5 protein-coding genes are annotated in these 8,557 nt (G+C 44.3%); 4 read left to right on the top strand and 1 reads right to left on the bottom strand.

The window, feature by feature from the left end; all coding sequences use genetic code 11:
• Positions 1-39 precede the first annotated feature (39 nt).
• On the top strand, positions 40-1,173 hold the full coding sequence (locus tag AB4513_RS10870) for a cupin domain-containing protein (protein WP_009846327.1): 1,134 nt from the start codon (positions 40-42) through the stop codon (positions 1,171-1,173).
• 144 nt (positions 1,174-1,317) lie between these two features.
• Here AB4513_RS10870 and AB4513_RS10865 read toward each other — a convergent pair whose 3' ends face one another.
• On the bottom strand, positions 1,318-3,435 hold the full coding sequence (locus AB4513_RS10865) for a methyl-accepting chemotaxis protein (RefSeq protein WP_009846326.1): 2,118 nt from the start codon (positions 3,433-3,435) through the stop codon (positions 1,318-1,320).
• A gap of 512 nt (positions 3,436-3,947) precedes the next feature.
• Here AB4513_RS10865 and emrD point away from each other — a divergent pair.
• From emrD to xthA, 3 genes are all read left to right on the top strand, one after another.
• A complete protein-coding gene (gene emrD / locus AB4513_RS10860; protein WP_009846325.1) occupies positions 3,948-5,153 on the top strand; it encodes a multidrug efflux MFS transporter EmrD in 1,206 nt (401 codons plus the stop codon).
• 330 nt (positions 5,154-5,483) lie between these two features.
• Positions 5,484-7,574: a S9 family peptidase gene (locus tag AB4513_RS10855; RefSeq protein ID WP_009846324.1), complete on the top strand. Its 2,091-nt coding sequence runs from the start codon at positions 5,484-5,486 to the stop codon at positions 7,572-7,574.
• A gap of 169 nt (positions 7,575-7,743) precedes the next feature.
• Positions 7,744-8,550 (top strand): exodeoxyribonuclease III, encoded by an 807-nt coding sequence (gene xthA, locus AB4513_RS10850; RefSeq protein ID WP_009846323.1) that lies wholly within the window; start codon positions 7,744-7,746, stop codon positions 8,548-8,550.
• Positions 8,551-8,557: the final 7 nt, after the last annotated feature.

The raw sequence follows: 8,557 nt of genomic DNA, 5'->3' as shown, positions 1-8,557 counted from the left end.
TAGCATCTAGCATCTAGCATAAAAACATACAGGATTCACATGTACCAACTTAGCTTTTCTATGCCCGAGTTTCTTGAAAACTACTGGCATAAAAAACCAACCATCTTGAAAGGTGGCTTCCAAAACTTCATCGACCCAATTTCGCCGGAAGAACTTGCTGGTTTATCGATGGAAGAAGAAGTGGATTCTCGCTTTGTCTCTAACCTCAACAACCAATGGACAGCAGAACATGGTCCATTCTCAGAAGAGAAATTTGGCGAACTCACTGAAACACATTGGCAATTGATCGTTCAAGCGGCTAACCACTGGCATCAAGGTGCCAATAAGCTGACTGAAGCGTTCCAAGCTTTACCAAACTGGTTATTCGACGACCTAATGATCTGCTACTCAGCACCAGAAGGCGGCGTAGGCCCCCATATTGATCAATATGACGTATTCATCATTCAAGGCCAAGGTAAACGTCAGTGGAAGGTTGGCACGAAAGATGTTGGCCAATACAAAGAGACAGTCCAAGCTTCTGCACTTCGTCAAATCGAAGGTTTTGAACCGATCATTGATGAAACTTTAGAGCCGGGCGATATCCTTTATATCCCACCGGGTTTCCCGCATGAAGGCAACACGTTAGAGCCGTCAATGAGTTACTCTATTGGCTATCGCTCCCCTAAAGAACAAGAGCTAATCAGCAACTTCGCCGATTTTGTACTTGCTCATGATATGGGTGACGTTCATCTTCACGATCCAGAATTCAAAACGCAAGATGGTTACGGCAAGATTCGTTCATCGGATTTAAGCAATCTAACTGACATGTTGAAATCTGCACTAGAGCAACCTGAAACCATCAGCGAATTCATGGGGTGTTTGCTAAGCCAATCACGCCACCAGCTTGATATCGTCGCTCCTGAGCCATTATGGACAGAAGAAGAGATCGCTCAGCACTTAGAGTCAGAAGGCGAGATTTGTCGAGTATCGGGCTTAAAAGCGCTCTACCATGAGAATGAAAGCAACACAGCTTACATCAATGGGGAAGTCGTTAAAGTTGAACAGGCTGATTCTTCGCTACTAAACGTACTGTGTGATGATTCGGTAATTAACTCAACAACTAATCTTTCTCCTTCAGGTGTAACCGTCGTGACGGAATTGGTGAATAAAGGTTACTGGTTTATCGAAGACTAACATCGTTAATCGGTTTCGCGGATATCGCCAAGCCCTAGAGCCTTGGAGCCCAAGAAAAATAAAAGGGACAAATGAAATCTTCATTTGTCCCTTTTTCTATTCAATTGTTAACTAAGCTTAAAAGCTATACAGTGAACAACTAGGCTAAACCTTGAACTGATTAACCAATTTCTGCTGCTGTTGGGACAGTTGATCAATTTCGCTACCCACTTGTTCAGAAGCTGCGGCTTGATCCAAGATCTTCGCACTCAAATCACGGATATTAACGACACTTTGGTTCACTTCACCGGAAACCGATTGTTGCTCTTCTGCCGCTCTCACGATCTGGTTGTTCATATCACTGATCGCTTCTATAGAAGTAAAGATCGAACCCAGATCTTCGACCGCTTTTTGAACATGTAATGCCGTGTCGTTAGCGAGAATATTACCTTCTTGTATCGCTTCAACGACATCTTGAGTGCCCGCGTGGACCTTGTCGATCACGGTTCTGATTTCACCAACCGATGACTGTGTGCGACTTGCGAGGTTTCTTACCTCATCAGCAACGACGGCAAAACCTCGACCTTGCTCACCTGCACGAGCCGCTTCAATCGCCGCATTCAATGCCAGTAAGTTGGTTTGCTCAGAGATCCCTTCAATCACACTTAAGATCTCAGTGATGTTACCGTTATTTTTAGCCAACTCTTCAACAATAGGCACGGCGCTCGACATACGATCCACCAGCTTTCTCATTTCACCGGCAGAAAGTTCGATAACCTGTTGGCCTTGCTGAGCAGAACGATTCGCTTCACAAGCGGCATCAACGGCTATTTCAGCATTTTGTACCACTAAGCCCGAAGTCTGAGTCATCTCTTCTGCCGCGGTCGCCACAAGATCCACTTCTTTAAACTGAGACTCACTACTTTCACGAGTACTTGATGCAGAGGCCTTCGCCTGGCTTGTCGTGCTCGCCACTTGCTCAGTGGTCTGAATCACCTCTTTAATAGTGTGTTGAAGCTTGTCTAAGAACAGGTTAAACCCTTGTGACAACTGACCAATTTCGTCTTGAGATTTCACTTCCAAGCGTTGCGTTAAATCACCTTCACCAGAAGCAATATCGTTCAGTCTTTCAACTACCTGTCGAATAGGCTTAACAATGGACAGTGAAGCAAAAGCGATGATCGCTAGACCGAAAAGAATAAAGCTAATACCCGCAATCACTTCAGTCTTAATACCTTCACTTAGCTTAGTACTAATAATGGCATCCAATTGATTCGCGTCAGCAACCACACTCTCTCTTGGAATCTCAAACAGCACACCCCAAGTTTGGTTGGCGGCAACAACAGGTGCAAATGCGAGTAACCACTCACCATTCTCACTCCATTGAGTCGTGACTTCACCACCAAAGATAAAGTCCGTCATTAGATCGCTACTTGTATTGTTGCTTTGAAAACTCGAACCAACCGCAATACTTTGATCATCAGAAGCGATAACGGAACCATCTAAACTCACGACGTAAACCGCCCCTGCACCTTCAAACAAGCTTTGATCCGATTGAGTGACAACATTGGTCAAACCATCGAGCCTTAAGTCGATGCCCAAGAAACCAATCGCCACATCATCAACGATGATAGGCACCGAAATCGAAGACGTAAGCAGTTCTTGACCAACGCTACTCACAACTCTTGGCGTACTAATACACGTTTGGCCAGATGACAAAGGACAGAAAAAGCGTTCGCTATTGCTGTTATCACTCAATGTTGATTCTGATAACACGTTTGGAAGAACGTTCTCGCCATTATCTGCGACCTTCCAATAAGGAGCAAAACGCCCTCTTTCATTCGAGCCGACATAATCCGCATCGACATAATTCGCATCTTCAGCATCAAGTAAATCGGGCTTGAAGACTAGGTAAGCTCCTTGAATAGAATCAAAGTTCAAAACAGAACGACGAACCATTTCATCTAACGCAGTACGAAGCTCTTCACTTGGGGTAAAGTTTTCGTCTGCGTTGTTCTTTAGAAACTGAGCACTAGAAGCCAACATTTCTGCTCGATAAATAGCTTCATCGACATAACGTTGAGTTTCCTGAGCATTAAGCTGAGAAACGGATGCCAACAACTGTTGAGTTTTGTTAATCACCGATTCTGAGCTTTGAGATTTTATGACCTGTTGATTGCTCGTCGCGTTGTAGATCGAGAAACCAATGAGAGACAGTGACGTAATGATTAAACAACAACCTGCTAAGAGGGTTATTTTCCACTGTACTGATAGAGAGCGCATTTAATATCCTTATTTAAGCCAAAAGACTTCCATAACCGTAACCATCACATTAGTAACAAACTGCTATGCACAATGTGAATGAGTTAGACGAATAGCTTAGCGGATAATTACAGCACAAATTACGTGCATATAAAACGAAAGTTTATAGAAATGTTAATAAATCGTGTACTTTGTCTGTTATTGCTTTGATTTCAAGAGCTTTCAGCTTGTCAGACTTAGGCTTCTTTGTGCCTACGCTTCCGGTCATGAATAACGCAAATTGATTCAGAGTAATGCAACATTTTAAGGAAGCCAATGACTCCTTATTATTTTATAACCCCAATAAAATCGGATTAGTTTTTATAATCCAAGCTATAGATTTTTATCTTGATCAACTTCACACTTTTTGGTTGCTAAGTAGACGCTCAATCTCTAATATCTCGCGCCTAGATTCCCAGGTTACTTTACTTATTTGGCTCTCCTTAATGGAACGCCAAGGCTTTTTACGTCCTAATTTTTGGAGAGATACGCAAATGTCCGCCACGTTTCCATTAGCGAAACTTACCTTTTTAATCGCTATTCTGACTGCCGTGGGTCAAATGACTCAAACGATGTACGTGCCTTCTATCGGTCATATGGCGGGTGAGTTCTTGGTTTCAGCATCTTCGCTTCAAGCTGTGATGGCGTGCTACCTGATCCCTTATGGTCTGTCGCAATTTGCATACGGTCCACTTTCTGATCGCCTAGGTCGCAAACCAATCATCGTTGTCGGTTTGATCATCTACATCATCGGTACTTTGGTGGCATTGTTTGCTCACGAATATGAATGGTTCTTAGCAGGTAGCTTTATACAAGGTTTGGGCATCGGTTGTGGTGGTGCGATGTCTCGTACATTGACTCGCGACTGTTTTGAAGGCGCAGAACTGCACCGCGCAAACAGCTTAATTAGCATGTGTGTGATTTTCTCACCATTGATGGCTCCTGTATTAGGTGGGTACTTAACAGAAGCTTTCGGTTGGCGTTCTAGCTACTTGTTCCTGGCGCTGTTTGGTATCGCAGTGGTGATCACCATGATGACGAGCATGATGGAAACTCTGCCAAAAGAACGACGCAAACATGAATCGGTTGCCAACAGCTACAAGTTCGTTCTATCTGACAAACGTTTCCAAGGTTTCTTATTGGTATTGGTCGCAACATTTGCAGGTGTAGCGGTATTTGAAGCTGCGGCAGGTGTATTACTTGGCGGAGTACTTGGCTTGCCAGCAACCACAGTAAGCTTGTTGTTTGTATTACCCATTCCAGGTTACTTAGTCGGTGCTGGCCTATCCAGTTACATCGCACAACGTAGCAGTGAGCGCCGCGCTCTGAATGTTGGACTAGTTGCTATCTTGGTAGGGTCTACCGTGGTGTTGATACCAGGTCTATTTAGTCAAACAACAGCATTAACTTTGATCGGTGGTGCTACGATTTACTTTTTGGGCGCTGGTATCTTATTCCCGGCGGCAACAACAGGGGCGCTTTCGCCATTCCCGTACCACGCAGGTACTGGAGGTGCAATTTTGGGTGGTATGCAAAATCTAGGTGCTGGCATCGCAACACTACTGGCCTCGTTCTTCCCAGCTCAAGACCAACTTCCGCTCGGTTGCTTGATGATTGCAATGTCATTCATCGCCATGCTTGGTTTACGTTGGGTTAATCGTAAACCTGACCATTCAAACGAAATGCCATTGGCTATCTAAAGTAAACTCTACCTCAGCTCAAACAACGAAGAGGGACAGACTGAAAAGTGTGTCCCTTTTTCATTGCACGTTTCCCCCAGCTCACATCTACCATCGATTCCATTAAACATTACTTTGATTTATTGAAAACAATAACAGACACTTACGCTGAAAGTACCAATCCAGAATCCCATTATAAATAACATCACTGGAAGAAAACTAACCACTAAAGGATGCTGGCATTAAAACGAGTAAGGTACACAATAGGATATACAGATGCGTTTCGCTTTAACCACATTAGCCGTATCGGCCGCACTTGTCGCCGGATGCAGCAATCAAGGAATAACAACCATGGACCACAACTCTCCATCGCAACTCATCGCACATCAAACCCAAGCTCCCGTAGCTAAGAAAGTCCCTCATGCAATGACGATTCATAGTGATACCCGAATCGATGGTTATTACTGGATGCGTGATGATGAGCGCCAAGACCCAGAGATCTTGCAGCATCTTGAGCAAGAAAACCAGTACGCAGAGGCCGTGCTGAAACACACTGAAGCATCACAAGAACAGTTATTTGAAGAGATCAAAGGCCGAATCGCAAAAGACGACCATTCGGTTCCAGTTCGCAAAGGCAGCTACTACTACTCGAATGAAGTCACAGGTGACAACGAATACCCAGTTCACTTGCGTGAAAATGACTTTTTAGGTACAGACAAGCAAGTCATCTTAGATGTTAACGAACTAGCAAAAGACCATGAATTTTTCAGTATTGGTGGCTTAACGATCAGCCCAAGCGAAAACTTGTTGGCCTATGGCGAAGACACGCTGAGCCGCCGTATTTACACCATCAAGATTAAAGACCTCACGACAGGTGAATACCTAACAGATGAAATTGAAGGAGCTTCGAGCGCTATTGCATGGCAAAACGACAACCAAGCCTTTTACTACATCAAAAAAGATCCACAAACATTACTTGGTTATCAAGTTTACCGCCATGTGTTAGGCACACCTCAAACAAGCGATGAGCTAATCTACGAAGAAGCCGATAGCGCTTATTACACCTCTTTAAGTAAAAGCAAAGATGGTGAACAGGTCTACATTTGGCACTCGAGTACAGAAACCAGCGGTGTTTCAGTCATAGATGCCAACAACCCAAACGCTAAAGCTGAAGCTTTCTACCCACGAGAAACGGGTATCGAGTACAGCATCGCTAAGCTAGGTGATTGTTACTACATCTACACCAACTACCAAGCGGTCAACTTCCGTTTAATGAAAGTCACTGCTGAAGAGATGCATGACCGCTCTAAATGGGTCGATGTCATTCCTGCTGACGAGAATACTCAGCTTGTTGACTTCGAGCTGTTTGATGACCATCTGGTTTACGAGCAACGTGCGAATGGCTTGTCTACAGTGAAAGTTCGTCAACTCTCAACAGGGAAAGAGTTCCCACTTGAATTTAACGACACTGCTTTTGCTGCTTACCTAACAAGTAACTATGAATTAGATAACTCAAAAGTTCGCGTCTATTACAGCAGCTTAACCACACCAGGTACTTACTATGATTTCGACCTAAGTTCAGGAGAATCCGAAGTCATGAAACAAACACCTGTATTGGGTGATTTCGAAGCGGATAACTACCAATCAGAGCGAATTATGGTAACGGCTCGCGATGGTAAGCAAGTACCTGTCTCTCTGGTTTATCGCAAAGATTTATTCAAGAAAGACGGCACTAACCCAATCTACCAATACGGCTATGGCTCTTACGGATCTACGATCGAACCTACCTTCAGCTCAACTCGCCTAAGCCTACTGGATAGAGGTTTTGTTTTTGCGATCGCTCACATCCGCGGTTCAGAGATGCTCGGGCGCCCTTGGTATGAGGACGGCAAAAAGCTAACCAAGCAAAACACGTTCAACGACTTTATCGATGTAACCAAAGGGCTAGTTGAAGAAGGCTACGGCGCACAAGATAAAGTGTTCGCCGTTGGTGGTTCTGCTGGCGGTCTATTGATGGGCGCAATCATCAACCAAGCACCAGAACTGTACTGTGGCATCGGAGCACATGTTCCGTTTGTGGACGTTGTCACAACCATGCTTGACGAATCGATTCCTCTTACCACCAACGAGTATGACGAATGGGGCAACCCGAACGATAAAACCTATTACGATTACATGCTAGGTTACTCACCATATGACAATGTGAAGGCTCAAAGCTACCCGAACATGTTGGTAACAACAGGCTTGCATGACTCACAAGTACAATACTTTGAACCCATGAAGTGGGTGGCGAAGCTGCGTGAGATGAAAACAAACAACAACGTGCTGCTGTTCAAAACCGATATGGAAGCCGGTCACGGTGGCGCTTCTGGTCGATTTAAGCGATTAAAAGAAGACGCACTTGAATACGCGTTCTTTTTAGACTTGCTAAAGACTCAGTAGATTCTGCGTAAAAGTGAGTATTCACACCATTTTGTCGCCATTTAGGGGCGACAAAATGGCGACAGAAATTATTAAGCATGCTTAAATACGATTAATCATGAAACCCACCAAATCAGCAAGCCCTTGAAAAGCAAGCAATCACAAGGGTTTACGAGAGGTATAAAAACAAATGAAAGTAATTAGCTTCAACATCAATGGCCTTAGAGCCCGTCTTCATCAGCTTCAGGCTATTATCGATAAGCACCAACCTGATGTGATTGGTCTACAAGAGATCAAAGTGCACGATGAAGCCTTCCCACTAGCCGATGTTGAAGCTATGGGTTACAAGGTTTACTTCCACGGCCAAAAGGCTCACTACGGTGTGGCTATGCTGTGTAAGCAAGAGCCGATTTCGGTACAAAAAGGCTTTCCTACAGACAATGAAGACCATCAAAAACGCATGATCATGGCGACGTTTGAAGACGACAATGGTGAGAAGATCACTGTGCTAAATGGTTACTTCCCTCAAGGCGACAACATCAAGCATGAAACCAAATACCCGTACAAGCGAGAGTTCTACAAAGACTTAATGACGTACCTGAACGATTACCACAACAAAGATGAACAAGTGATCGTAATGGGCGACATTAATATCAGCCCTACCGATATTGATATCGGTATTGGTGAACCTAATGCGAAACGTTGGTTGAAAACCGGTAAATGTTCTTTCCAACCAGAAGAACGCGAATGGTTGAAAACATTGATGGATTGGGGCTTTGTGGACAGCTTCCGTTTGCTACACCCTGAAGTGAACGATCAATATTCGTGGTTTGATTACCGCTCAAAAGGTTTCGTGGACAACCGTGGCCTGCGTATTGATGTAGTCCTAGCAACTCAAAAGCTTGCTGATAAGTGTACTGAAGCGGGCATCGACTACGAGCTACGCGGCATTGAAAAACCGTCAGATCACGCTCCGATTTGGTCGACGTTTAAGTAGTTACTTT

The sequence above is a fragment of the Vibrio sp. 10N.222.54.E6 genome, from assembly GCF_041473955.1.
GTDB lineage: Bacteria > Pseudomonadota > Gammaproteobacteria > Enterobacterales > Vibrionaceae > Vibrio > Vibrio tasmaniensis_A.
Note: the sequence above shows the minus strand (reverse complement) of the source record. Positions and strands in the feature narration are given on the sequence as shown.